Consider the following 22,260-nt stretch of genomic DNA (forward strand, 5'->3'; position numbering starts at 1 on the left):
CGCGTCAGGTTATTCCAATTTATATATGGTCGCGAGCTGAACTTCCGCCAAGTGCTGACACACAGGCGACATGTTCGCCATCAAAGGATGCCACCCGTTCCCAACCAACGCGAATCCGTGCAAAACTGACGTCATGACCGTAGCCGACTACATTGCCCTGGCCTTCTTCATCACGCTCTGGGGAGCCTTCAACTGGCTCACCAGCGGTGAGCGAACGTTCAAACGCGTCAGCGTTACCCGCGCGATGACAATGCATCGCTCCAACTGGATCCGCAATTCGCTGCACCGCGACCTGAAAATGATCGACACATCGATCATGGCTGGGCTGCAGAACGGCACCGCATTCTTTGGCTCGACCTCGCTTCTGGCTCTCGGCAGCTCTTTTGCGCTGTTGGGGGCGACCGAACAAGCCCAGGCGCTTTTTGCCGACCTGCCGAGCATCTTCCATAGCAGCCGGACAGCATTCGAGCTGAAAGTCGGAGGGCTGTCGGCGATATTCGCCTACTCCTTCTTCAAGTTCGGCTGGTCCTACCGCCTGTTCAACTATTGCTCGATCCTGTTCGGGGCCTTGCCGATGCAGGCCGACGCGCTTAAGGACCCCCACGCTGCCAATCTGGCGGCAGAGCGGGTGATTGCCATGAATGTCATCGCCGCGAAGAGTTTCAATGCCGGCCTCAGGGGGCTGTTTTTGTCGATCGGTTACCTTGGATGGTTCGTGAACGCCTATGTTTTCGCCGCAATGTCGGTCTTCGTCTTCACGGTCCTGATCCGTCGGCAGTTCTTCTCCGAGGCTCGCAATGCGCTGCTGAGGGGATTGAACATTTGAGAATGACAACGATCGCAATCGGGCGGCAGACATGACGCCAGCCGACATGCTGCCAGTGAACACAGGTTCGGCAACCAAGCCCCGCTTTCAATGGCTTGATATCCTGCGAGGCGCCTCGCTTCTGGCGATGGCGAGCTACCACCTTCTCTGGGATCTCGCCGATTTCGGCTATCTTGCAGCCGACTTCCCGTCCTCCGGCTGGCCGAAGATCTATGCCAGGGCCATTGCCTCTACTTTCCTGTTTCTGGCGGGTTTTTCGCTTGTTCTGGCGCATGGCAAGGGCATCCGGTGGCGCAGTTTCTGGATTCGTTTCGCAAAGGTCGCTGCAGCCGCAGTACTGGTGACAGTCGCGACTTACTTCGCCATCCCGCAAGGCTTCATCTTCTTTGGCATCCTGCACGCAATTGCAGTGTCAAGCGTCATCGGGCTGCTCTTTCTGCGGGTGCCCCCGGCCCTGACTGCAGTCATCGCAGCAATCATCATCGCCATACCTCAAATATGGCGTTTCGAGATTTTCGATGCGCCATGGTTCTGGTGGCTCGGCCTCAGCACCAGCACACGCATTTCCTTCGACTATGTTCCGCTGCTGCCCTGGCTGGGGCCGGTTCTACTGGGGATCGCCGTGGGCAGGCTGGATGCTACCCAAAGGCTGCTCAGACAAAATACGTTGGGGATAAGTGCAACAAATCGGTTCAAAACCACGCTTGCCTTTTTCGGCCGCCACAGTCTGGTCTTCTACCTGATCCATCAGCCCATCCTGATTTCAGTTGTCTATGCGTTTTCGCTGATCGTGCCGGCTCCCGAACCGGACCGGCCGGCGATATACCTGCGGAGTTGCGCGATTAGCTGCAAGGATAGCGGCAGCGCGGAATTCTGTGCCCGCTTTTGCGATTGCACCCTGGAAAGGCTGGAGCAGGAAAAGCTCTTGGTTCCGCTCCAGTCCGGCGCAATCTCGGCTGCGGATAATGAACGCCTGAGTGGAATCGCGTTGGAATGTACGAGTGAGTCCGAAACCCGGGCTCCGTGAGCTTGGCGGAACCATGAACGCATATCGCATTAGGCCTTTGAAATATCCGTGGCCACCGGTTTTCTACGTGGTCGCCGTGGCTGTCGCCCTTGGCATCAGCAAATTCGTGCCGCTGCACATCGTCGAGCAGAAGCGGCTTTGGCTGCAGGCCTGCGGGGCAACGCTTTTCCTCATAGGCGTTGGTATCGCGCTCTGGGCGTTCTTGACGCTGCTGAGCCATCACACTTCGGTGCTTTCGACCAGCGCCTGCAACCGGCTGGTAACCTGCGGTCCGTTCCGCGTTACCCGCAATCCTATCTATCTCGGCTATACGCTCGTGACGCTGTCGCTGGGGTTGATCACCGCCAATGGCTGGATCATTGCGGCGGCGATCATATCGGCCGCCGTTACGCATCTCTACGTGATCCGTCGCGAGGAGAAACATCTCCTGGCGCGGTTCGGTTTCGAGTTCGAGCGCTATTGCCGGCGAACGCGGGCCTGGATTTGATGCTATGCCAAGGCGCGTGCGTCAGGTGGAAACACCAATTTCGGCAAGCCTGTTGAGACAGGCTTCCTCGACATTGTCGAGTTCCTCGATCGTCTCGTCGATGTCACGTCGCTTTTGGCGAAGCTCTTCACGCTTCTCATCGACTTTTTTCATCAACAGCTTGAGCTGCCCGGACTCGCCCGGCGGCTCGCTGTAGACGCGAATGATCTCGCGAATCTCGGCAACCGTGAGGCCAATCCTTCGTCCGCGCAGGATCTGGGCGATCAAATGCCGGTCCGCCTGACGGTAGAGGCGCGTACGGCCGCGCCGCTCGGGATGGATCAAGCCCTCGTCTTCGTAGAATCTGAGCGTTCGTGTCGAGATGTCGAATTCACGCGTCAGCTCGGTAATGCTGTAGTATTTGTCCACGACTGGCCGCCATTTTGATTGGAGCGACCATTTTATTGACTTTTACGTCAAAGTCAATTTGTCTGACAATTGCGATGTCTAGCGGTAGGCGAACCAAAGAGTGGCCAGGCCCAGAAAGCCAAAGAAGCCGGTCAAGTCCGTTACCATCGTCACGAACACCGAAGAAGCAACCGCAGGATCGGCCCCGAATTTGTTGAGGAGCAGCGGAACCAGGTTTCCGGCGAGCGCTGCGGCCATGAAATTGATAAACAGTGCGACGCCGATCACGATACCAAGGTGGTAGTCGTGATACATCAGGCCCGCCACCAGCCCCACCATGCAGGCAAACAACAATCCGTTGGTACCGCCGACACCGAGTTCGCGACGAATGATGCGGCCTGCATTGTAAATATCGAGATCGCGGGTCGCAAGCGCCCGCACGGTGACTGTCATCGTCTGCGTTCCGGCATTGCCACCCATGGAGGCCACGATCGGCATCAGCACGGCCAGTGCGACCATCTCCTCGATCGTTGCATCGAAAAGGCCGATGACGGTGGAGGACAGGAACGCAGTTCCGAGATTGATGAACAACCAAAGGAAACGCGACCGGACAGTCGACATGACATTGTCGGAGAGTTCTTCGTCGCCGACGCCGGCCAGGCGCTTGATATCCTCTTCGGCTTCTTCGTGGATGACGTCCACGACGTCGTCGATAGTCAGAACCCCGACCAGACGCCCGTTTTCGTCCACGACCGCAGCCGACAGCAGGTCGTATTGCTGGAACAGTTGCGCCGCCTCTTCCTGGTCCATTTCGGCCGGAACGGGGTGGCTGGTTTCCCGCATGATATCTTCGATCTTCGTCGTCCGTTGGGTGCGGAGGATTCTGTCGAGGTCAACCACGCCCATCAGCTTGAAAGTCGGGTCGATAACGAAGATCTGGGTAAAGCTCTCGGGCAGATCCTCATCTTCACGCATGTAGTCGATACACTGGCCAACCGTCCAGAATGGTGGAACGGCCACGAACTCCGACTGCATGCGCCGCCCGGCGGAGCTTTCGGGATAATCAAGTGCACGGCGCAGGCGCACCCGCTCCGTGAAGGGCAGCTTGGCAAGAATTTCTTCGCGGTCTTCCTGGTCGAGGTCTTCCAGAATGTAGACCGCGTCATCGGAATCGAGCTCGCCAATGGCCGCAGCAATGGCGTCATTGGGGATTTGCTCGACGATCTCCAGTCGGATCGCTTCGTCGACCTCGGTCAATGCCGCAAGGTCAAACTCATCTCCGAGCAGCTGGATGAGCGCGATGCGCTGCTCCGGCAGTATCGCCTCAAGCACATCGCCGAGTTCGGATATATGAAGCCTGCCGACATTCTTGCGGAGGAAAATGACATCCCGGTCGGCTATGGCTGCTCCGACCATCATCAGGTAGTCGTGGCGAACCGAACCGTCCTCGGTATAAATGTCGGAAAGTTCCGCCTTCTCTTCCAGTGCGGGGGCTTCAATCACGTCGTCTTCGCTATCGTGCACCATAGCTAAGCCCCTTGATCCTGAAATGTCTTGCCTGACGGTATCGTTCCGACTGTGCAGAATGACCGTTAAGGCATGGTTACATAAGAGATTTCTCTTTCCGGCCGATGTCGATCGCCGCCATGGTGCTAGAACAATTTGTCTTTCCGGTCTATCAAAATCAGCGGCGTCCGGGGCGAATCCTCTGGATGCCAATCCATGTGTCACAACAACCGCCTGCAGCACTTTGCTGGCGATCTGATTCATACAGCTAAACCAACTTTACATTTCTACACATTGCGGAAAAACCACCGAAACAGCCGCGTCATATGTTGCATCCATCCAATGACCGTAATGAAAGGATCAGGATATGACCGAAGATCACGATAGCAACGCAATCCATGCCGCACCGGCAACCAAGGCGAATTGGGGCAAGCGGCTTATTGTTGGCGGCGTCGTCGCAGTGACGGTTTTCGGCGCCGGTGCCGTAGCTTTCGCCCACGGCGACTGGAACCGTGGCAAGTTCATGCGCGGCTTCATGGAATATCGCGTCGAACAGGTGCTGACCGATGTAGGCGCTACGGCCGACCAGAAGGACAAGATCAAGGCCTTGTTCAAGACCACGATGCAGGATGTCAGACCGGAACGTGGCGAGCGCAAGCAGATGCGCGAAGAGGTCATGAAACTGCTGGAAGCACCGACCATCGACCGCAACGCCATCGAAGCTCTGCGCGCCAAGCATGTCGCGGAAATCGATGCGAAATCGAAGACCATTGCCAAGGCGGTCGCCGATGCGGCAGAAATCCTCACGCCTGACCAACGCAAGAAGCTGGTCGAGGAGATCGGCGATTTCGGCCACGGTCACGACCAGCCGTAATCCGGCACGACAGGAGAATAATGCATGGCGGCGGACATCCTGATCATCGATGACGATGCACGCCTCGCGGCCATGCTCACCGACTATCTGTCCGCATCCGGATACCGGGTGCGGACTGCACTGTCTGGTGAAGCCGGCCTTCAGGCTATTGGCCTGCATAAGCCGGACGCCGTGATTCTCGATGTGATGCTGCCGGACTTCGATGGTTTCGAGGTGTGTCGCCGCATACGGGCGAATTCCACGCTGCCGGTCCTGATGCTGACCGCACGTGGCGACGAAACCGACCGCATTGTCGGGCTCGAGCTCGGAGCCGACGATTACCTGCCGAAACCGTTCAGCCCGCGCGAACTCGTCGCCAGACTGAAGGCAATTCTTCGCCGCTCGCAATCCGGCGCACCGCAGTCCGCATTGCTTCGCTTCGGACGGCTGGAGATCGACCGCGACCAGCGGATTGTGTCGATAGATGGCGTCGAAGCGCCCCTCACCGGCTACCAGTTCGCGCTGCTGCAAGCACTGGCCGAAAACGCGGGCCGGGTTCTCAGTCGCGAGCAATTGATGGAAATCACCCGGGGCGACGAACTCGAATCCTTCGACCGCTCGATTGATGTACATGTCTCACGCATCCGGGCTGTCATCGAAACCGATCCCAAACGCCCGCGCCGTATCATCACCTTGCGCGGCGCAGGCTATATGTTCGCACGCAACCAGGATGAGGAACGATAGAACGTGATTGGCAGTCGTCTCTTCCTGAAAATCTACCTGACGGTTCTCGGCAGCCTGGCTCTGGTGGTCATCGCGTTATCGACCCTAGCCTTCCTGGGACGGCTGGACACCAGGAGCCCGTTTGAAGACCGCGTCGACCGGTTTGCCTCGGTAATGCTGTCGTCAGATTTGTCGTTCGACCAGCGGCAGGCCATGCTGGAGAAATTGTCGAACGCGTTCGATGCCGACATCGCGATCTATGCCGCCGATGGCAAGATACTTCAGGGCGCGGGAGATCCGAGATTCAACACTCAAAATGCCGATGCGATGCCGAAGCGCCGCCACTTCAGGGTGTTCAGCGCGATTTTGCCCGACGGATCACGTTTCGTGGCATCCGTGCGCAGACCTTTCGTTCCGCCGCGCGGCAATCTGATCATCAGCTTCCTGGTGATCGCGGCCCTTATTGGCGTAGCCGCCTACCCGGTCGTTCGACATCTGACCCGACGTCTGGACCAGATGCGGACAAGCATGGAGAACTGGGGATCCGGCACGCTTGCCGAGCGTGTTCCTGTTTCGGGCAAGGATGAGATCGCAACTGTGGCAAGGACCTTCAATCTGGCTGCGGATCGTATCGAGACTCTCGTAAACTCCCAGAGGAACCTGCTTGCCAATGCCAGCCATGAGCTTCGCTCGCCGCTTGCCCGACTGCGCATGGCAATCGAAATGTTCGAGGTTTCGCAAAGCCAGCCAACGAAGAACGAAATTATCAGGAATCTCGCAGAACTCGATGAACTCGTTGAAGAAATCCTGTTGAAGAGCCGCCTGGATGGCGACCGGCCACCGCCTCTGGACCAACCCATCGATCTGTTGGCGCTGGCCGCCGAGGAAGCAGCTTTCGCAGACGCCGACGTTGAAGGCGATGAGATCCGGCTAACGGGAAATGAGCGCATGATCCGCAGGCTGATCCGCAATCTCCTGCAAAATGCTATTCGCCACGGCAAACCACCGGTTGGCATCGCGGTACGCAATAAAGGCGACGTGGCGGAAATCCGCGTTCAGGATCACGGTTCTGGACTGAAGTCGGAAGATGCTGAACGGGTCTTCGAGCCATTTTACCGGCCACCGGGACGCAGCGAAACCGATGGAGGCTGGGGCCTTGGCCTGGCTCTGGTGGCAGAAATCGCGCGGTTCCATGGCGGTCGGGCCTATGCCGCGCAACCCGCGGAAACTGGTGCTGTTTTCGTTGTAGAACTGCCGCTGGGCGCGTCCCACCTGTAGCAACGGTCAGCTATGCCGCGTCCATATCTTGCATTTCCCGCAGCAACATTTGCAGCCACGGTACGGGCGATGCGTGACCGTTGCTGTCTCGCGCGGCAATCGAGCGCATCAGGTCCGCCCAGGCGGGATGGTTGATCTCGTTCTGCACCAGTACGTCAATAGCATCGAGCACGGCAATTTCGCGCTGCGACAGCAACATCTTGCCCTTGTGCACGGAGCCGCGCAGGATGCGGTAGATGAAATCGATGTCGCAGGACGCAATACCAGCGCGCTTGGCAGCCCTGCCTTTCGCATAGGCACCTTTGCCGCCTGCAAACACCAATCGCAACTGGTCGAGAATCAGCGCGGAAAGCATATCCGGCACGTCAGCGGCCAGTTCCATGGCATGCAGGCAAACTTCCAGCGCGACCGAATCTGAAATTGCGTCGTCACTGGCGAAATTGCCGAGCAACCAGCCTGCGTTGTGGTCGTCGAGGGCGTATTGCGGATGACAGCGAACAACAACGAACTCCGCCATCTGCTCGACAAACCAAGCCTCCCATTCGCAACTGCGTTCGACCGATGCACAATGGATCGTCCAAAGCAGTTCCGCATCGCCTGTCGTCAGCAATCCCATGGGAAACATGTGCCTGCGCAACAACAGGACATCATCGGCAGATAGCCGATTCTTCCCGGCAACGACTGATGCCGGGTATGGCAGGCGGGGATCGAACATGGTGCAACTCCGGCATCATCATGAAGCCATCCACACTATTTCTCGCAATGCCTTAAGGTGCCGCAAAAAAGCATGGTTAAGCTGCAATAAATTCTTTCCGCTTGGAAGATCAGTCCCATCAATAAGTTGTTTTGTACAAAGTTGCGGCAAGAGGACAGCCTGGTTGCATTCACCGAACGCTAACCCGGTTCATGCAGCATGCCTGCCGACAACGAAACGGCGAAACTGCTGACCATGCAAGAAATCCCCCCTGAATCGAATGTGCACGGCACCATACTTGTGCTGACTGCCGGCGGCCCGATCCCCACGATCATGATCGATGCGCTCGCGGAGCATTTTCCCGACCGAGTCAGAGTTCTGCACGAAGAACCGGAATCGAAATGGAAGATCCTGCGCAGTCGCGCCCGCCGCTTCGGCTGGGTGAAGGCCTGCGGTCAGTTGGCGACAATGATTGCTTCGAGGCTTGGTAAAAAATCGGCGGCGCGGCGCTGGGCCGATATCATGGCCGAGCATGCGCCGCTTCCGCGCACGGTCGTGGCCCCGCCCGTCCACCGCGTTACTTCCCTCAACGATCCTGCCGCACGCACCTTGATCCGAGAGCTTTCTCCCGCTGTCGTTGTCACCGTGTCGTGCAGGCTCCTCGCAAGCTCGACCCTGGCTGAAATCACCCGTCCGGTGCTAAATTTCCACGCCGGCATCAACCCTGCCTATCGCGGACAGATGGGCGGCTACTGGGCGCTTGTCGAAGGCGACAGCGAGAATTTCGGCGCAACCGTCCACCTCGTCGATGCGGGCATCGATACCGGCGGTGCACTCTATGAAAAACGGCTGTTGCCAAATCGAGCGGACTCGATCTCCACATACCCATTGCTGTTGACTGCCGCTTCAACCGACATCGTCATCAGGGCGGTAGAGGATGCACTGGCCAACCGACTCGCGCCCTACTCTCCGCCTGGTCGATCGGTGCTCCGGTATCCGCCAACAATCTGGACGTGGCTTGCCAACGGCTTCAAGACCGGTATCTGGTAGTCTTGATCCGACGCCGAAGTGCTGCTCGAGCGGCAAATCTCACCCAAAATCAAAACAGCCCTTGCGGCGTTGGGGCGGCTTATGGTTTGAAGGGCGAGAAATTTTGCATAGGGAGTAACGACTATGGACGTACGCGCCGCCGTCGCCGTTCAGGCTGGCAAACCGCTTGAGATCATGACCGTACAGCTCGAAGGCCCAAGGGCGGGCGAAGTGCTGATCGAGGTCAAGGCCACCGGCATCTGCCATACCGACGACTTCACCCTTTCGGGTGCCGATCCGGAAGGTCTGTTTCCTGCCATTCTCGGCCATGAAGGCGCCGGCATCGTCGTCGATGTCGGCCCCGGCGTGACCTCGGTCAAGAAGGGCGATCACGTCATTCCGCTCTATACGCCGGAATGCCGCGAGTGCTATTCCTGCACATCCCGCAAAACCAATCTCTGCACTTCGATCCGCGCCACACAGGGCCAGGGCCTTATGCCGGACGGCACCAGCCGCTTCTCGATCGGCAAGGACAAGATCCATCACTACATGGGCTGCTCGACCTTCGCGAACTACACCGTTCTGCCCGAAATCGCGCTTGCCAAGATCAATCCCGACGCGCCCTTCGACAAGGTCTGCTACATCGGCTGCGGCGTCACCACAGGCATCGGCGCCGTGATCAACACGGCCAAAGTCGAGATCGGCTCGACGGCCATCGTCTTCGGTCTTGGCGGCATCGGATTGAACGTGTTGCAGGGGCTTAGGCTCGCAGGTGCCGACATGATCATCGGCGTCGATATCAACAACGACCGCAAGGAATGGGGCGAGCGCTTCGGCATGACGCATTTCGTCAACCCGAAAGAGGTTGGCGACGACATCGTTCCCTATCTGGTCAACATGACCAAGCGTCACGGCGACCTGATCGGCGGCGCGGATTACACCTTCGATTGCACCGGCAATACCAAGGTCATGCGCCAGGCGCTGGAAAGCTCGCATCGCGGCTGGGGCAAGTCCGTCATCATCGGCGTTGCCGGTGCCGGCCAGGAAATCTCCACCCGCCCGTTCCAGCTGGTCACCGGCCGCAACTGGATGGGAACTGCCTTCGGCGGCGCCCGTGGCCGCACCGATGTGCCGAAGATCGTCGAGTGGTACATGGAGGGTAAGATCCAGATCGACCCGATGATCACGCATACGATGCCGCTCGAAGACATCAACAAGGGTTTCGAATTGATGCATTCCGGCGAAAGCATTCGCGGCGTGGTGGTGTACTGATCGTTTGCGAAAAAATAAGGCGCCGGGACATTTGCCGGCGCCTACGCAATTTACTCTGATGGGCTACTTTTCCGCTGTCAGGATGTCGTACAGTTAGCCTGCCTGAGCCTATAGCTTCCATCCTTTATAGCTCTTCAACCAGTCGAAGAGTTTCTGATATTCCTGTCGATTGTTCCGAGCCCACTCGATCATTTCGGGCAATTTCGCGCGGCTCTCACATATTGGTATATCCACGCCTGCTGAATGGAATATGCCCTCGATTTTGTGCGTGTTGCCACCAAACGCAACAAACGGAATTTCGGCGCGGCAAGCTGCGAAAACAGCGTGATGTCGTCCAGTAATGAGCATTTCAGCGGTCTTGAGGCTCGCGATCAGATCATCCCACCCGACGGTCATCATATCGACGAATGGGTATTTGATCGCCTCTGCACGCGTCAGCCGCACGAAGGTATCGAACTCCTTGGAAAAAAAGTCAGTGATGACAATCGAACCCTTGTAGTCAACAACATCGGTTGGAGCTTCCAGTGGAGCGTAATAGGCCATATCCGGATGCAACCGAGCCTTAATTCCATGTTTCTCCAAAAGTTCACGCTGGGACATTGCCTCCCGGACAATGATACCAGTTAACCCGCGCAGCACATCGTCATAGTCATGCGGATTGTCCTGCCACACGGTATTGATAAGATAGGCTTCCTTACCGGCATCCAGTGCCCTGCCCAGGATTTTCATCTTGCGATGGAACCCCTTTGAGCCGTGATGCATGGTACCCTCGCCGTTCACCACGAGAACGTCGTATTTTTTATCCTCTACAATGACGCCGTGAGGCGCGAGGAAATGCCGTAGGCTGCGGGCCACCGCTGCCGATCCGCAATGATACTGGGTGTGATCGCCCTCAATCCGGAAACGCGTCGGTGTAAATCTCTCTAGCGTCTTCCATTGGTTGTCGTAGCGCATTTCACCGGCGGCCTCGAGCGCAGTGTCGATATTGCCGTTGCGCCGGATCGCATCAAGCATGAGCGCTTCGCCGCGCCAGTTGTGGTTTGCGGCGGGCCTGGTGTTGCGGAAATAGTTCGCGGAAGTGGGCTTGGGGCCGATTTGGTCGACAAGCGAAAAACCATAAATTCCCACATTTTCGTTTCCGCCGCGCACATCGCATACTGCAGCCAACGTCTGCAATCCACTGCTCGCGGTCGCCTTGAGGGCGTGGTTGATCTTTGTACGAAGTTCGCGGGGGACCGTCGCCAATGGCACGCCCTTTTCAGCAAGAGCGAACGCAGTTTTCTTTTCCTTGGTAAAAACCTCCCAGTCTTTGGACGTAACAATGACAGGTATATCGAGGTCTTCTACGAAATTTCGAAGCATGAATGCATTTGTCACGAGGACGTCGGTCTTCCGTCCGTAGTCGCTTTGGTGCTGAGCGCCAACGGTGGCGTGATTGAACCGGATCACAACGTCGTGAGCGTCGATTTCCTCACCTTTCGCTTTCCCAATTTCGCAGGGGGAATTGCCGACAACAGCCACGGAAAGGCTTGAATCACCAATGCGGCTCCAAATGTCCGCGCTTGATTGCCTGAAATGGCGCGCAAGCTGCCGCGGCCTTTCACCGATCATGTTCGCAAGAGGGGTGTCCCCGTCGCAAAGCAACATATCAATCGCCAGCGAAGTACCTTTTTTGGCAAACCATTTCTTGTTGTCGGTCGCAATCGAGAAGAACTTGTCAGGATCACGTGCAGCTAGGATGGAAAGCCAATCGCGCGCGGCAGTCATATTCCCTCGCCTCGCCGCTGCGCTATACAGCTGATCCAAATCGCCTTGTACTTCGCCGGTCATATAAAGCAGCCAAAGTATCTTGCTTTCGGTTGCTTCGTCAGGCTGCTGCCCCAACAACTGCCGCAGCCTGAAATTATGCGCGGAATCCAGAATTGAACGCCTGTACCAGAAATCTACGAACCAGGCGCCTGCTCCACTCAACGACTGATCGGGAAGACGTCCCATCCACGCCTCAGCTTCCTTGACATGGCCCGAATAGCCAAGCCAGGTCGCGAATGTTTGAAATTCCTCCGCCGCCTGCCTGCCCAGCACCCCACCGGCCTTTGTTCCAGCGAGCAACAATGAAAGCGCCTCCCCAAACCGTCCTTCTCCGGCCAGCTTGCGTGCAACATCCGTCGAGGAGCAGTTCTGCCCGGCCCAATTGAGGAAACGCCAAACACGAGAAGCTGCAGCACGAGAGCCGCCGAGGGCACGAGCACTTGCATATGCATCAAGTTTTCTGGAAAGATTCGAGTAGAACTCTTCGCCTAAAAAAACAGCCATTAACAGCTAAACCCTGCCCTCAGATAAGACATCTCTGCAAGAGGCCAAAATCGGCCAATCTTCAAGTCGGACATACAGTACCAGCTGCCTCCATACCACCTTACAACGAACAAAATGTCAGAACCTGTTTCCAGCGGTGCAATAGCCGACGCGGCGTATCCGCTTCTGAACCTAGCCAGTCCGTTTTGCCCGCTCGAACAGTATGACCGCATCTCCTCTGTAGGTCACCTCGTCATAGGCGCGAAAGCCGAAACGTTCTGCCAGCTTCCGGGAAGCCGTGTTAATCGGGTCAATCATGCAGACTGATCGCTCGGCCTGCAATGTTTGATCCAGCCAAATACAAACAGCTTCAATCGATTCTGACGCAAAACCTTTACCGCGATGAGCTTTGTCGATCTTCCACATTCCCTCGGGAGCAGTGTCAAAGGCCTCACCGTTGCTGCGGTGAAAATAGCCGAAGCCAACTTCGCCACACAGATCGCCACTCTCACGGTCGATGACCACAAACGGCCCGAAACCATAGGCGCTCCAGTGCCCTATCCAGCGCAGCAGCCGCGCCCACACCTCCTCCGGTCGCAGCACGGGCAAGCGCGATGGCGCACCATCCGGCCCCAGTTCCTCCTGCCAGAGCGGGATGTAGGACTGGAAGTCATCGACAGTAAGGGGACGCAACAGGAGGCGGGCAGTTTCGATCATAAGCGTTTTTCTTCAAAGGCAGCTTCAGAAGCATCAGAGAAAAACTCCCGACGCGGCGAGAAGTCAACACAAATGAAAAAAGCCGGGCTCATCACCCGGCTTGATCCATTTCAAATCGCGAAAGTCGCTATCACGCGGCTTCGGCAGCCTTCTCGGCTTCGACGCGGGCGTGATCGGCAGCACCCTTGGCCGACGCATCGCGGTCGACGAATTCGACGACTGCGAGCGGCGCGTTGTCGCCATGACGGAAGCCGGCCTTCATGATGCGGATGTAGCCGCCATGACGGTTGGCATAACGCGGAGCGATCGTTGCGATCAGCTTGGCTGCGAGTTCGGCGCTACCGATCTGCGAGATCAGCTGGCGACGGGCATGCAGGTCACCCTTCTTGCCGAGAGTCACGAGACGCTCGACGATCGGACGGATTTCCTTTGCCTTCGGCAGGGTCGTGACGATCTGCTCGTGTTCTACGAGCGAGGCGGCCATGTTCGAAAACATCGCCTTGCGGTGGCTTGCAGTTCTGTTGAGCTTGCGGCCTGAATTTCCGTGGCGCATGGCTATACTCCTTTAAGTGCAGGTCTTACCTGCCGTTTCCTGGCACATGCAGGCACCCTTTTGATTGTTCTGGGCCTGCTGTTTGACGGGGAAAGGCAAGACGAACCTGCCTTTTTTGTTCTTAATACTGATCTTCGTAGCGCTTCGCGAGCTCTTCGATGTTTTCCGGCGGCCAAGCAGGAACTTCCATACCAAGATGGAGGCCCATGGACGCGAGAACTTCCTTGATCTCGTTGAGGGACTTGCGGCCGAAATTCGGAGTGCGAAGCATTTCGGCTTCGGTCTTCTGGATCAGGTCGCCAATATAGACGATGTTGTCGTTCTTCAGGCAGTTGGCCGAACGGACCGAAAGTTCCAGTTCGTCCACCTTCTTCAGAAGCGCCGGGTTGAAGGCGAGTTCCGTAATGGTCTCTTCTTCGGTTTCCTTCTGCGGCTCGTCGAAGTTGACGAACACGGAGAGCTGATCCTGAAGAATACGGGCCGCAAAAGCGACTGCGTCTTCACCGGTGACCGAACCATCGGTTTCGATGGTCATGGTCAGCTTGTCGTAGTCGAGAACCTGGCCTTCACGGGTGTTTTCCACCTTGTAGGACACTTTCTTGACCGGCGAGAACAGGCTGTCGACCGGGATAAGGCCGATCGGAGCATCTTCCGAGCGGTTGCGGTCGGCAGGAACGTAGCCCTTGCCATTCGACACGGTGAATTCCATGCGGATTTCCGCGCCCTCGTCGAGGGTGCAGATGACATGGCCCGGATTGAGGATCTCGATATCACCCACGGTCTGGATGTCGCCGGCCGTCACCTGGCCAGGACCCTGCTTACGCACGACCATGCGCTTGGAGTCATCGCCGTCCATCTTGATGGCGATTTCCTTGATGTTGAGCACGATATCGGTCACGTCTTCGCGGACGCCCGGGATCGAGGAGAATTCATGCAGAACGCCGTCGATCTGCACCGCCGTCACGGCAGCACCGCGCAGCGACGACAGAAGAATGCGGCGCAGTGCGTTGCCAAGCGTAAGGCCGAAGCCCCGCTCGAGCGGCTCGGCAACGAGAGTTGCCTTCAGCCGGCTCGAAGAGGTGAACTCCACCTTGTTCGGCTTGATCAGTTCCTGCCAGTTTTTCTGAATCATGGTTTTTCAGCCTTCCATTCGCGCCACCATCCAATCGTGGCGATCGACATCGAGGAACGCCGGCACCCCTAGGGAAGCCGGCGCGTTGTAGGTATGATCAGACCCGGCGCTTCTTGCGCGGACGGCAACCATTGTGCGGGATCGGCGTCACGTCGCGGATCGACGTGATGAGGAAACCGGCAGCCTGGAGAGCGCGCAGAGCAGATTCACGACCGGAACCCGGACCGCAAACTTCCACTTCAAGCTGCTTCATGCCGTGTTCCTGAGCCTTCTTGGCTGCATCTTCAGCGGCCATCTGCGCAGCGAACGGAGTCGACTTGCGCGAGCCCTTGAAGCCCTTGGAACCAGCAGACGACCAGGCAATAGCATTGCCCTGTGCGTCGGTGATCGTGATCATCGTGTTGTTGAAGGTCGAGTTGACGTGAGCGACACCCGACGAGATGTTTTTACGTTCGCGACGGCGAACGCGTGCGGCTTCCTTGGCCATATGCTTTCCTTTCATTGATCTCTTCACCGCCGTAATACCAGCGGCTACACCGGGAAAGGATGGAAGTCCCCGCCCGCAAGTCCCGATCCTCATCTCTGAAGACCGCGTTCCCTCGGAATGGCAACCATTCCGAAACTAGCAAAAGAGGCCCGTGCACACGGCACCAGCCTCTTTCATTTTCCGTATTGAGCGGAAATTACTTCTTCTTACCAGCAATAGCCTTTGCAGGGCCCTTGCGAGTACGAGCGTTTGTGTGCGTACGCTGACCGCGAACCGGAAGCGAACGACGATGACGCAGGCCGCGGTAGCAACCAAGGTCCATCAGACGTTTGATGTTCATCGAGGTGTCGCGACGCAGATCGCCCTCGACCTGATAATCACGGTCAATAGCTTCGCGGATCTGCAGGACCTCGGCGTCCGTCAGCTGATGAACGCGGCGCTCAGCCGGGATTCCAACCTTCTCGACAATTTCCTGAGCAAACTTCGGACCGATCCCATGGATGTACTGCAGAGCGATTACTACGCGCTTCTGAGTCGGGATGTTGACGCCAGCGATACGAGCCACGCCTGTTCTCCTTGCATTCCGCTTGCCATCCGGCAATCGGCTTTTCGTTACACAGCCGCGACAGCAGCTGCCTGTTTCTTTGTTACGGTCGCTTCATGTTAAAAGCGACCGAGCCGGCTCCCCTGCCTCCAAGGGAAATCCGCGCCGATCGCATCGTGTATAGCGAGTTGGCGCGTCAATAGCGGAATCGGTCGAAAAAAGCAACCATCCGCCAAAAGTTTTTTGATCGTCAGGCTTTCGCGAGAATCGCCTCGATCGCATTGGTTACTTCATCGATATCGGCCATGCCGTCAACCGATTTGAGCATACCCTTTGCGTGATAATACCCGATCAGCGGTGAAGTCTTCTTGTAATAGTCCTGCAGTCGTGTTGCGACGGTCTCGGCATTGTCGTCTGCGCGGCGCTTGAACTCAGTGGAGCTGCACTTGTCGCAGATACCATCGACCTTCGGCTTGTGGGTCCGGTCATGGTAGCCCGTGCCGCACTTGGCGCAGGTGTAGCGTCCGGAAATGCGATCCACAAGAATACCGTCATCAACCTGCAGTTCGATCACAACGTCCAGCTTCGTGCCCTTCGCAGACAGCATTGCCTCGACGGCATCTGCCTGGACCAGCGTGCGCGGATAGCCATCCAGGATAAAGCCGTTGGCGCAATCGGCGGCATCGATACGCTCGGAGACGATCGCGTTGACGATCTCGTCGGATACCAGATTGCCGGCATCCATTACAGCCTTCGCGCGCTTGCCCACCTCGGTTCCGGCCGTGACAGCTGCACGCAGCATGTCACCGGTCGAAAGCTGTGGAATGCCATGCGCCTCCACAATACGCTGGGCCTGGGTGCCTTTGCCCGCCCCCGGCGGCCCCAACAGAATTAATCGCATTATCCCCTCTTGCCTCCCCGAAGCTTCGACTTCTTGATCAGGCCCTCATACTGCGTAGCAATCAAGTGGCCTTGTATCTGTGCTACAGTATCAAGGGTAACGCTGACAACAATCAAAAGCGACGTACCACCAAGGTAGAACGGCACGCCAGTCTGGGCAATCAGGACTTCCGGCAGGATGCAGACGACGATCAGGTAGGCCGCGCCGATGACCGTGATACGCGTCAGTACATAATCGATGTACTCCGCAGTGCGTTCGCCAGGACGGATACCAGGGATGAAGCCGCCGTGCTTCTTCAGATTATCGGCAGTGTCCTTAGGATTAAAGACGATAGCCGTATAGAAGAAGGCGAAGAACGCGATCAGCGCGCCGTAAAGCAGCATGTAGAGCGGCTGGCCATGGCCAAGCGCGGCAACGATCGAAGTCGCCCAATCAGGCAGTGCACTGTTGCCGGAGAAACCAGCCAGCGTCGCAGGCAGCAGCAGCAGCGAGGATGCGAAGATCGCAGGGATAACGCCCGACGTGTTGAGCTTGAGCGGCAGGTGCGACGTGTCGCCCTGGAACATCTTCTGACCAACCTGTCGCTTCGGATACTGGATCAGCAGCCGACGCTGGGCGCGCTCGAAAAACACGATCATGGCGATCGCAGCGACAGCCACGAAAATAACGATGAAAATCACAGCCGTGGAAAGCGCGCCGGTACGACCGAGTTCCAGTGTTCCCGCCAGGGCGTGCGGCAGAGCGGCCACGATGCCGGCGAAAATGATCAGCGAAATACCGTTGCCGATGCCGCGCGAGGTGATCTGCTCACCGAGCCACATCAGGAACATCGTGCCGCCGAGCAGCGTGATGACTGTGGAAATACGGAAGAACCAGCCTGGATCGCCGACGATCCCCTGCCCCGCTTCCATGGAAACCGCGATGCCATAGGCCTGCAAGGCCCCGAGAATCACCGTACCGTAACGGGTATACTGGTTGATGATCTTGCGACCCTGTTCGCCTTCCTTCTTGAGCTGCTCAAGCGCAGGCACAACGGAGGTCATCAGCTGAACGATGATCGAGGCAGAAATATAGGGCATGATTCCGAGCGCGAAGATCGCCATGCGGCTGACCGCGCCACCAGAAAACATGTTGAAAAGGCCGAGGATACCGCCAGCCTGGCCCTTGAAGGCATTGGCGAAGGCATCCGGATCGATACCCGGCAGCGGGATATAGGTTCCGAGCCGATAGACCAAAAGCGCGCCAAGGGTAAACCAGAGGCGCTTCTTCAGATCTTCAGCTTTCGAAAACGTCGAAAAACTAAGGTTGGAAGCAAGTTGTTCCGCTGCAGAAGCCATGAATATCTCCGCAATCCCGGATCCTGGAACTCAGTCGGTCCGGATTGGTGGGTCAGTTCTGTCAATTGAACCGGAAGCGGACAGCAATGCGCTGATTACGGCCTCACCCCAGTCTACGAGTATACCGGAAATCGCTCAAACGGATTCCGGATGTGAGGCCCTCATATAGGAGCAAAAACGCCCGGTGTGAAGCACACCGGGCGTCTAATTCTCGCCTTATTCTGCAGCAGCAGAAAGAAGCTTGATCGAGCCACCGGCCTTTTCGATCTTCTCGATTGCAGGTGCAGAAGCACCGGCAACTTCAAAGGTCACCTTGGTCGTCAGTTCGCCATCGGACATGACACGTACGCCGTCCTTGATGCGACGAATTACACCAGCAGCCTTCAGCGCTGCGGCATCAACAGTCTGCTTCGGATCGAGCTTCTTGGCATCGATCGCGACCTGAACACGGCCAAGCGATACGACCACGAAGTCGCTCTTGAAGATGTTGTTGAAGCCACGCTTCGGCAGACGGCGATAGATGGGCATCTGGCCGCCTTCGAAGCCATTGATGGCTACACCCGAACGTGCCTTCTGACCCTTGACACCGCGACCACCGGTCTTGCCGGTGCCGGAGCCGATACCGCGACCGACGCGCTTGCGGCTCTTGGAAGAGCCTTCGTTGTCTTTGATTTCATTCAGTTTCATTGTCGTCTCTCCCGTCTCACTTGTCTTCGACGACACGAACCAGGTGGCTGACTGCGGCAATCATGCCACGGACAGACGGCGTGTCTTCGAGGGTACGGACGCGATGCATCTTGTTGAGGCCGAGACCGATCAGCGTCTGCTGCTGCTTGGCTGGGCGGCGGATCGGCGAACCAATCTGCTCAACGGTGACCGTCTTGTTCTTAGCTTCAGCTTTTTTAGCCATGATCGGTCTCCTTATTCTTCAGAGGCATTGCCGGCGCCGCTCTGCGAGCGACGTGCCTGAAGCGTGGCGTACTTGATACCGCGCTGCGCTGCAATGTCCTTCGGATGAACCTGGTTCTTGAGAGCGTCGAACGTCGCGCGAACCATGTTGTAGGGGTTCGAGGAGCCGGTCGACTTGGCGACGACGTCATGAACGCCGAGCGTTTCGAAGACGGCGCGCATCGGGCCACCAGCGATGATACCGGTACCAGCCGGTGCCGAACGCAGGAGAACCTTGCCGGCGCCGTGACGGCCCGGGACGTCGTGATGCAGCGTACGGCCATCGCGCAGCGGTACGAAGATCAGGTCGCGCTTGGCAGCTTCAGTTGCCTTGCGAATCGCTTCCGGCACTTCACGAGCCTTGCCGTGACCAAAGCCAACGCGGCCCTTCTGGTCGCCGACAACGACGAGTGCTGCGAAACCGAAGCGACGGCCGCCCTTGACGACCTTGGCGACGCGATTGATTGCTACGAGCTTATCGACAAATTCGCTGTCGCGCTCTTCACGGCTCTGGCGATCTTCGCGCGGAGCCCTCTTTTCCTGTGCCATCGTCCTTTTCCTTTTTCTTTTCCGGGTGCTAACGGCAGTTCAAAACAAGACCCCGGAGCTTCTTTGTGAAACTATCCAGGGCCCGGTGAGTTGAAGCATTCGCGCTTCAAAGACGAAAGCCCGACTTGCAGCCGGGCCAACGATTAGAAGTTCAGGCCACCTTCGCGGGCTGCATCGGCAAGTGCCTTGATGCGGCCGTGATAGATGAAGGAACCGCGGTCAAAAACCACGTCCTTGATACCGGCAGCAACAGCGCGTTCTGCAACGAGCTTGCCAACTGCGGCGGCAGCCGAGGTGTCGGCGCCGGTCTTCAGAGAAGAACGGAGTGCCGTGTCGAGGGTCGAAGCCGAAGCAAGGGTCTTGCCGGCGACGTCATCGATAACCTGTACGTAGATGTTCTTGGAAGAACGATGCACGGACAGGCGCGGGCGGCCATTGGCGACCGACTTGAGATGGCGACGAACGCGGCTTGCGCGGCGCACCATTTGATCTTTTGTGCTAGCCATTTCTGCGCTTCCTTACTTCTTCTTGCCTTCCTTGCGGATGATACGCTCACCGGCGTACTTCACACCCTTGCCCTTGTAAGGCTCGGGACCGCGGTATTCACGGATCTCGGCGGCAACCTGGCCGACAATCTGCTTGTCGATGCCGGTTACGGAAATTTCCGTCGGCTTCGGGCAAGCAAGCGTGATGCCAGCTGGCGGCTCATAGACAACGTCATGGGAGAAGCCGAGCTGCAGCTGCAGGTTCTTGCCCTGCATCGAAGCGCGGTAACCAACGCCGTTGATTTCGAGCTTCTTTTCGTAGCCGTCCTTGACGCCCTTGAAAATGTTCTCGACCATGGTGCGCGACATGCCCCACTTGGAGCGTGCATCCTTGGAATCGTTGGCTGGGGTAACAGCCACCGTGTTTTCTTCGAGCTTTACGATCACTTCGTCATTGACGACGAAGAACAGTTCACCCTTGGGGCCCTTAGCCGTTACCTTCTGTCCTTCGACAGTGGCGGTCACGCCTGCAGGAACCTGAACGGGCTTTTTACCGATACGAGACATATTTTTTCCTGTCTGTTCGCTATGCGAAAATAACTATGCCGATCAGAAGATCGAGCAAAGCAACTCGCCACCAACGTTCTGTTCGCGAGCCTGGTGATCAGCCATCACGCCTTTCGGAGTCGAAAGGATGGTGATGCCGAGACCGTTCGCGACCTGCGGAATGGACTTGACCGAGACATAGACCCGGCGGCCCGGCTTGGAGACGCGGTCGATCTTGCGGATGACCGGAGCGCCTTCGTAGTACTTCAGTTCGATATTGAGCTCGGACTTGCCGTTCTCGAATTCGACCTTCGAGTAGCCGCGGATGTAACCTTCAGCCTGGAGTACGTCGAGCACGCGGACACGAAGATTCGATGCCGGAGTGGAAACAGACGACTTGCGGCGAGCAACACCGTTGCGGATACGGGTGAGCATATCACCCAATGGATCAGACATGGACATGGTTTGCTCTCCTTACCAGCTTGACTTCACAATGCCGGGGATCTGCCCAAAATTGCCGAGTTGACGCAATGCGATACGCGACATTCCAAGCTTCCGGTAGAAGGCGCGAGGACGGCCAGTAACTTCGCAACGATTGCGAATACGGACCTTCGAGCCATTCCGTGGCAGTTCAGCCAGTTTCAGAGTTGCCTTGAACCGGTCTTCGATCGGAAGATTGCGGTCCGAGATGATTGCCTTCAACTTTGCACGCTTGTTGGCCTGCTGGGCAACCAATGCACGGCGGCGCTTGTTTTTCTCAACTGCGCTCGTTTTCGCCATTTGATAGTTCCTTTTCTACGCTCGTCGTTACGGTCAGGTACGGAACGGGAAGTTGAACTCTTTCAGCAGAGCCCGAGCTTCGTCGTCGGCCTTAGCCGTCGTGCAAACGATGATGTCCATGCCCCACATCTGATCAACCTTGTCGTAGTTGATTTCCGGGAACACGATGTGCTCCTTGATACCCATGGCGAAGTTGCCACGGCCGTCAAAGCTCTTCGGATTCAGGCCGCGGAAGTCGCGAACGCGCGGAAGCGCGATGTTGACCAGACGATCCATGAATTCATACATGCGGGCGCCGCGGAGTGTTACCTTCGCGCCGATCGGCATGCCTTCGCGCAGCTTGAAGCCGGCGATGGAGTTACGTGCCTTGGTGATGACAGCCTTCTGGCCAGCAATGGCAGCCAGGTCAGCAGCAGCAACGGTCGGCTTCTTGGAGTCGGCGGTCGATTCGCCAACGCCCATGTTGATGACGATCTTGTCGACGCGCGGGATCATCATTTCGTTGGCGTAGGAAAACTGCTCCTGCATCGCCTTGCGAATACGCTCGTAGTATTCCTTCTTGAGCCGCGGCTCGTACTTAGCTTCAGCCATCGATGGACACTCCCGAACGCTTGGCCACACGGACCTTCTTGTCGCCCTCGATCTTGAAACCGACGCGAGTCGGCTTGCCGTCCTTGGGGTCGGCGACAGCGAGGTTCGAAAGGTGAACCGAGGCTTCTTTGGTGATGATACCGGCTTCCTGGGAAGCGGTCTGGCGCTGGTGGCGCTTCACAACGTTGATCCCGCGAACTACGGCGCGATCTTCCTTAGGCATAACCTGAAGGACTTCGCCGGAGCGGCCCTTGTCCTTGCCAGTCAATACGACGACCTTGTCGCCCTTGCGAATCTTTTGCATCTCAGTCGTTCC

28 protein-coding genes are annotated in these 22,260 nt (G+C 57.4%); 8 read left to right on the plus strand and 20 right to left on the minus strand.

The features are described from left to right. Positions 1-133: 133 nt before the first annotated feature. From JJB09_RS23995 to JJB09_RS24005, 3 genes are read left to right on the plus strand one after another with little or no spacing between them, the layout of a single operon-like run. A complete protein-coding gene (locus tag JJB09_RS23995) occupies positions 134-826 on the plus strand; it encodes a DUF599 domain-containing protein (protein WP_201663627.1) in 693 nt (230 codons plus the stop codon). Positions 827-857: 31 nt separating this feature from the next. After that, positions 858-1,853 (plus strand): acetyltransferase domain-containing protein, encoded by a 996-nt coding sequence (locus tag JJB09_RS24000; protein WP_246748937.1) that lies wholly within the window; start codon positions 858-860, stop codon positions 1,851-1,853. Positions 1,854-1,866: 13 nt separating this feature from the next. Continuing rightward, a complete protein-coding gene (locus JJB09_RS24005) occupies positions 1,867-2,340 on the plus strand; it encodes a methyltransferase family protein (protein WP_201663628.1) in 474 nt (157 codons plus the stop codon). A gap of 21 nt (positions 2,341-2,361) precedes the next feature. On the opposite strand, the gene JJB09_RS24010 is transcribed toward JJB09_RS24005, so the two are convergent. After that, on the minus strand, positions 2,362-2,748 hold the full coding sequence (locus JJB09_RS24010; RefSeq protein ID WP_201663629.1) for a MerR family transcriptional regulator: 387 nt from the start codon (positions 2,746-2,748) through the stop codon (positions 2,362-2,364). Positions 2,749-2,826: 78 nt separating this feature from the next. Then, positions 2,827-4,254, minus strand: a complete 1,428-nt coding sequence (gene mgtE / locus JJB09_RS24015; protein ID WP_201663630.1) for a magnesium transporter — start codon at positions 4,252-4,254, stop codon at positions 2,827-2,829. A 346-nt stretch (positions 4,255-4,600) separates the two neighbouring features. On the opposite strand from mgtE, the gene JJB09_RS24020 reads away from it, so the two are divergent. From JJB09_RS24020 to JJB09_RS24030, 3 genes are read left to right on the plus strand one after another with little or no spacing between them, the layout of a single operon-like run. Continuing rightward, positions 4,601-5,107, plus strand: a complete 507-nt coding sequence (locus JJB09_RS24020) for a Spy/CpxP family protein refolding chaperone (protein ID WP_201663631.1) — start codon at positions 4,601-4,603, stop codon at positions 5,105-5,107. A 24-nt stretch (positions 5,108-5,131) separates the two neighbouring features. After that, a complete protein-coding gene (locus tag JJB09_RS24025; RefSeq protein WP_201663632.1) occupies positions 5,132-5,830 on the plus strand; it encodes a response regulator in 699 nt (232 codons plus the stop codon). Positions 5,831-5,833: 3 nt separating this feature from the next. Next, the gene (locus JJB09_RS24030) at positions 5,834-7,087 is read left to right on the plus strand and encodes a HAMP domain-containing sensor histidine kinase (protein WP_343229079.1); all 1,254 of its coding nucleotides are present in this window, start codon (positions 5,834-5,836) and stop codon (positions 7,085-7,087) included. A 10-nt stretch (positions 7,088-7,097) separates the two neighbouring features. Here JJB09_RS24030 and JJB09_RS24035 read toward each other — a convergent pair whose 3' ends face one another. Further along, complete coding sequence (locus JJB09_RS24035) at positions 7,098-7,802, minus strand: hypothetical protein (protein WP_201663633.1); 705 nt, start codon at positions 7,800-7,802, stop codon at positions 7,098-7,100. 234 nt (positions 7,803-8,036) lie between these two features. Between JJB09_RS24035 and JJB09_RS24040 the strand changes: the two genes are divergently transcribed. Both JJB09_RS24040 and JJB09_RS24045 read left to right on the plus strand, forming a co-directional pair. Beyond that, positions 8,037-8,831 (plus strand): formyl transferase, encoded by a 795-nt coding sequence (locus tag JJB09_RS24040; protein ID WP_201663634.1) that lies wholly within the window; start codon positions 8,037-8,039, stop codon positions 8,829-8,831. Between the two features lie 123 nt (positions 8,832-8,954). After that, positions 8,955-10,082, plus strand: a complete 1,128-nt coding sequence (locus JJB09_RS24045; RefSeq protein ID WP_201663635.1) for an S-(hydroxymethyl)glutathione dehydrogenase/class III alcohol dehydrogenase — start codon at positions 8,955-8,957, stop codon at positions 10,080-10,082. Positions 10,083-10,190: 108 nt separating this feature from the next. On the opposite strand, the gene JJB09_RS24050 is transcribed toward JJB09_RS24045, so the two are convergent. From JJB09_RS24050 to rplX, 17 genes are all read right to left on the minus strand, one after another. Beyond that, entirely contained in the window at positions 10,191-12,395 is a 2,205-nt protein-coding gene (locus JJB09_RS24050; protein WP_201663636.1) for a glycosyltransferase family 29 protein, read from the minus strand. A gap of 171 nt (positions 12,396-12,566) precedes the next feature. Next, positions 12,567-13,091: a GNAT family N-acetyltransferase gene (locus JJB09_RS24055; RefSeq protein WP_201663637.1), complete on the minus strand. Its 525-nt coding sequence runs from the start codon at positions 13,089-13,091 to the stop codon at positions 12,567-12,569. A 130-nt stretch (positions 13,092-13,221) separates the two neighbouring features. Further along, positions 13,222-13,644 (minus strand): 50S ribosomal protein L17, encoded by a 423-nt coding sequence (gene rplQ, locus JJB09_RS24060; RefSeq protein ID WP_201663638.1) that lies wholly within the window; start codon positions 13,642-13,644, stop codon positions 13,222-13,224. Between the two features lie 121 nt (positions 13,645-13,765). Next, positions 13,766-14,776, minus strand: coding sequence for a DNA-directed RNA polymerase subunit alpha (locus JJB09_RS24065; protein ID WP_201663639.1), 1,011 nt, complete (start codon positions 14,774-14,776; stop codon positions 13,766-13,768). Between the two features lie 97 nt (positions 14,777-14,873). Then, entirely contained in the window at positions 14,874-15,263 is a 390-nt protein-coding gene (rpsK, locus tag JJB09_RS24070) for a 30S ribosomal protein S11 (RefSeq protein WP_201663669.1), read from the minus strand. A 196-nt stretch (positions 15,264-15,459) separates the two neighbouring features. Next, positions 15,460-15,828, minus strand: a complete 369-nt coding sequence (gene rpsM, locus JJB09_RS24075) for a 30S ribosomal protein S13 (protein ID WP_201663640.1) — start codon at positions 15,826-15,828, stop codon at positions 15,460-15,462. Positions 15,829-16,057: 229 nt separating this feature from the next. Further along, positions 16,058-16,708 carry an adenylate kinase gene (locus tag JJB09_RS24080; RefSeq protein ID WP_201663641.1) on the minus strand — a complete coding sequence of 217 codons (651 nt, stop codon included), beginning with the start codon at positions 16,706-16,708 and terminating at the stop codon, positions 16,058-16,060. Continuing rightward, positions 16,708-18,045, minus strand: coding sequence for a preprotein translocase subunit SecY (gene secY, locus JJB09_RS24085; RefSeq protein WP_201663642.1), 1,338 nt, complete (start codon positions 18,043-18,045; stop codon positions 16,708-16,710). Before secY ends, JJB09_RS24080 begins: the two co-directional genes overlap by 1 nt. Positions 18,046-18,261: 216 nt before the next feature. Beyond that, positions 18,262-18,732, minus strand: coding sequence for a 50S ribosomal protein L15 (gene rplO / locus JJB09_RS24090; RefSeq protein ID WP_201663643.1), 471 nt, complete (start codon positions 18,730-18,732; stop codon positions 18,262-18,264). A gap of 16 nt (positions 18,733-18,748) precedes the next feature. Then, the gene (rpmD, locus tag JJB09_RS24095) at positions 18,749-18,955 is read right to left on the minus strand and encodes a 50S ribosomal protein L30 (RefSeq protein WP_201663644.1); all 207 of its coding nucleotides are present in this window, start codon (positions 18,953-18,955) and stop codon (positions 18,749-18,751) included. 11 nt (positions 18,956-18,966) lie between these two features. Further along, positions 18,967-19,542 (minus strand): 30S ribosomal protein S5, encoded by a 576-nt coding sequence (gene rpsE, locus JJB09_RS24100; RefSeq protein ID WP_201663645.1) that lies wholly within the window; start codon positions 19,540-19,542, stop codon positions 18,967-18,969. A 143-nt stretch (positions 19,543-19,685) separates the two neighbouring features. Then, positions 19,686-20,048, minus strand: a complete 363-nt coding sequence (gene rplR, locus JJB09_RS24105) for a 50S ribosomal protein L18 (protein WP_201663646.1) — start codon at positions 20,046-20,048, stop codon at positions 19,686-19,688. Positions 20,049-20,060: 12 nt separating this feature from the next. Then, complete coding sequence (gene rplF, locus JJB09_RS24110; RefSeq protein WP_201663647.1) at positions 20,061-20,594, minus strand: 50S ribosomal protein L6; 534 nt, start codon at positions 20,592-20,594, stop codon at positions 20,061-20,063. A 42-nt stretch (positions 20,595-20,636) separates the two neighbouring features. Further along, positions 20,637-21,035 (minus strand): 30S ribosomal protein S8, encoded by a 399-nt coding sequence (gene rpsH / locus JJB09_RS24115; protein ID WP_201663648.1) that lies wholly within the window; start codon positions 21,033-21,035, stop codon positions 20,637-20,639. A 12-nt stretch (positions 21,036-21,047) separates the two neighbouring features. After that, a complete protein-coding gene (rpsN, locus tag JJB09_RS24120) occupies positions 21,048-21,353 on the minus strand; it encodes a 30S ribosomal protein S14 (RefSeq protein WP_201663649.1) in 306 nt (101 codons plus the stop codon). A gap of 33 nt (positions 21,354-21,386) precedes the next feature. Continuing rightward, entirely contained in the window at positions 21,387-21,944 is a 558-nt protein-coding gene (gene rplE, locus JJB09_RS24125; RefSeq protein WP_201663650.1) for a 50S ribosomal protein L5, read from the minus strand. Further along, positions 21,937-22,248: a 50S ribosomal protein L24 gene (rplX, locus tag JJB09_RS24130; protein ID WP_201663651.1), complete on the minus strand. Its 312-nt coding sequence runs from the start codon at positions 22,246-22,248 to the stop codon at positions 21,937-21,939. Before rplX ends, rplE begins: the two co-directional genes overlap by 8 nt. Positions 22,249-22,260 lie beyond the last annotated feature (12 nt).

The sequence above is a fragment of the Phytoamicus setariae genome, from assembly GCF_016722925.1.
In the GTDB taxonomy this organism is placed as follows: domain Bacteria; phylum Pseudomonadota; class Alphaproteobacteria; order Rhizobiales; family Rhizobiaceae; genus Rhizobium_E; species Rhizobium_E setariae.

What these genes read in the sequence shown, in the direction of transcription:
- JJB09_RS23995 (WP_201663627.1), top strand. Translation starts at nt 134, where the DNA reads ATGACCGTAGCCGACTACATTGCCCTGGCCTTCTTCATCACGCTCTGG.
- rpsH (WP_201663648.1), bottom strand. Translation starts at nt 21,035, where the DNA reads ATGTCCATGTCTGATCCATTGGGTGATATGCTCACCCGTATCCGCAAC.
- JJB09_RS24045 (WP_201663635.1), top strand. Translation starts at nt 8,955, where the DNA reads ATGGACGTACGCGCCGCCGTCGCCGTTCAGGCTGGCAAACCGCTTGAG.
- rpsN (WP_201663649.1), bottom strand. Translation starts at nt 21,353, where the DNA reads ATGGCGAAAACGAGCGCAGTTGAGAAAAACAAGCGCCGCCGTGCATTG.
- JJB09_RS24065 (WP_201663639.1), bottom strand. Translation starts at nt 14,776, where the DNA reads ATGATTCAGAAAAACTGGCAGGAACTGATCAAGCCGAACAAGGTGGAG.
- rplF (WP_201663647.1), bottom strand. Translation starts at nt 20,594, where the DNA reads ATGTCTCGTATCGGTAAAAAGCCCGTTCAGGTTCCTGCAGGCGTGACC.
- JJB09_RS24050 (WP_201663636.1), bottom strand. Translation starts at nt 12,395, where the DNA reads ATGGCTGTTTTTTTAGGCGAAGAGTTCTACTCGAATCTTTCCAGAAAA.
- mgtE (WP_201663630.1), bottom strand. Translation starts at nt 4,254, where the DNA reads ATGGTGCACGATAGCGAAGACGACGTGATTGAAGCCCCCGCACTGGAA.
- JJB09_RS24020 (WP_201663631.1), top strand. Translation starts at nt 4,601, where the DNA reads ATGACCGAAGATCACGATAGCAACGCAATCCATGCCGCACCGGCAACC.
- JJB09_RS24000 (WP_246748937.1), top strand. Translation starts at nt 858, where the DNA reads ATGACGCCAGCCGACATGCTGCCAGTGAACACAGGTTCGGCAACCAAG.
- rpsE (WP_201663645.1), bottom strand. Translation starts at nt 19,542, where the DNA reads ATGGCACAGGAAAAGAGGGCTCCGCGCGAAGATCGCCAGAGCCGTGAA.
- rplQ (WP_201663638.1), bottom strand. Translation starts at nt 13,644, where the DNA reads ATGCGCCACGGAAATTCAGGCCGCAAGCTCAACAGAACTGCAAGCCAC.
- JJB09_RS24025 (WP_201663632.1), top strand. Translation starts at nt 5,132, where the DNA reads ATGGCGGCGGACATCCTGATCATCGATGACGATGCACGCCTCGCGGCC.
- secY (WP_201663642.1), bottom strand. Translation starts at nt 18,045, where the DNA reads ATGGCTTCTGCAGCGGAACAACTTGCTTCCAACCTTAGTTTTTCGACG.
- JJB09_RS24035 (WP_201663633.1), bottom strand. Translation starts at nt 7,802, where the DNA reads ATGTTCGATCCCCGCCTGCCATACCCGGCATCAGTCGTTGCCGGGAAG.
- rplO (WP_201663643.1), bottom strand. Translation starts at nt 18,732, where the DNA reads ATGAAACTGAATGAAATCAAAGACAACGAAGGCTCTTCCAAGAGCCGC.
- rplR (WP_201663646.1), bottom strand. Translation starts at nt 20,048, where the DNA reads ATGGCTAGCACAAAAGATCAAATGGTGCGCCGCGCAAGCCGCGTTCGT.
- JJB09_RS24080 (WP_201663641.1), bottom strand. Translation starts at nt 16,708, where the DNA reads ATGCGATTAATTCTGTTGGGGCCGCCGGGGGCGGGCAAAGGCACCCAG.
- rplE (WP_201663650.1), bottom strand. Translation starts at nt 21,944, where the DNA reads ATGGCTGAAGCTAAGTACGAGCCGCGGCTCAAGAAGGAATACTACGAG.
- rpsK (WP_201663669.1), bottom strand. Translation starts at nt 15,263, where the DNA reads ATGGCCAAGGAAGCCGCACGCGTTCGCCGTCGCGAACGTAAAAACATC.
- rpmD (WP_201663644.1), bottom strand. Translation starts at nt 18,955, where the DNA reads ATGGCTAAAAAAGCTGAAGCTAAGAACAAGACGGTCACCGTTGAGCAG.
- rplX (WP_201663651.1), bottom strand. Translation starts at nt 22,248, where the DNA reads ATGCAAAAGATTCGCAAGGGCGACAAGGTCGTCGTATTGACTGGCAAG.
- JJB09_RS24055 (WP_201663637.1), bottom strand. Translation starts at nt 13,091, where the DNA reads ATGATCGAAACTGCCCGCCTCCTGTTGCGTCCCCTTACTGTCGATGAC.
- JJB09_RS24005 (WP_201663628.1), top strand. Translation starts at nt 1,867, where the DNA reads ATGAACGCATATCGCATTAGGCCTTTGAAATATCCGTGGCCACCGGTT.
- JJB09_RS24040 (WP_201663634.1), top strand. Translation starts at nt 8,037, where the DNA reads ATGCAAGAAATCCCCCCTGAATCGAATGTGCACGGCACCATACTTGTG.